Origin of the sequence: Mesorhizobium sp. M2A.F.Ca.ET.037.01.1.1 (assembly GCF_003998075.1) — a bacterium.
In the GTDB taxonomy this organism is placed as follows: Bacteria; Pseudomonadota; Alphaproteobacteria; order Rhizobiales; family Rhizobiaceae; genus Mesorhizobium.
In genome coordinates, this window is sequence record NZ_RZSA01001608.1 from 1 (window position 1) to 777 (window position 777).

Annotated in this window: 1 protein-coding gene and 1 pseudogene; both read left to right on the forward strand. The window is 65.1% G+C overall.

The window, feature by feature from the left end; genetic code table 11:
* Positions 1–365: pseudogene (locus EOA27_RS38700) on the forward strand (glycosyl transferase family 1); the annotation flags it as partial.
* Between the two features lie 23 nt (positions 366–388).
* The coding region (locus EOA27_RS38705) for a glycosyltransferase (RefSeq protein WP_127259004.1) at positions 389–777 on the forward strand (389 nt) is incomplete at its 3' end.

Consider the following 777-nt stretch of genomic DNA (forward strand, 5'->3'; position numbering starts at 1 on the left):
ACGGGCAAGTGCATTTCTCTTGGGCGATCGATTTCTTCGAAGCCGGCCAGAATTCCGAATGGCTGCTTCCCAACCGCCTCTACGAGGGCTGCCGCTTCGGCGCCGTGCCGATCTCGATGGCCGGCACCGAAACCGGCCGGTTCCTCAAAGGGCAGGACATCGGCGTGCTTCTGTCCGAGGCGACGCCCGAAGGTCTTGAGGCGATGCTCGGCCGAATGGATCAGGACAGATACCGCGCCCTGAAGTCGCGGGTGTTGGCGCGCAATCCTCGGACCTGGAGCTACGACCGCAGCGACTGCGCGGCCTTCGTCGAAAAGCTGCGCGGCCTCACCGCCATGCCTTCGGCTTTTGCGGCGGCGGCATGATGGCAAAGGACGCGCAAAGACCGATGACGCAGGCAAATCCATCGATCCTGATTGTCATTCCCTGCCTCAACGAGGCGGCCCATATCGGCGGCCTGCTCGATCGGTTGCGGCCCGCGGCGGCACGGCTCGGCGGGCGCATCGTCGTCGCGGACGGCGGCAGCAGCGACGGCACGCAGGCCATCGTCGAAAAGATCGTGGCGAAGGATCCTCGGGTCATCCTGCTCGCCAATCCGAAGCGCCTGCAAAGCGCTGCCATCAATCTGGCGGTGGCGACCCTCGGCGAAGGCGCCGACTATCTCATCCGCATCGACGCGCATGGCGGTTATCCGGACGATTACTGCGACCGGCTGGTCGAGGAAGCCATTGCCACCGGCGCCGATTCGGTCGTCGTTTCGATGCTGACCGCCGGCAC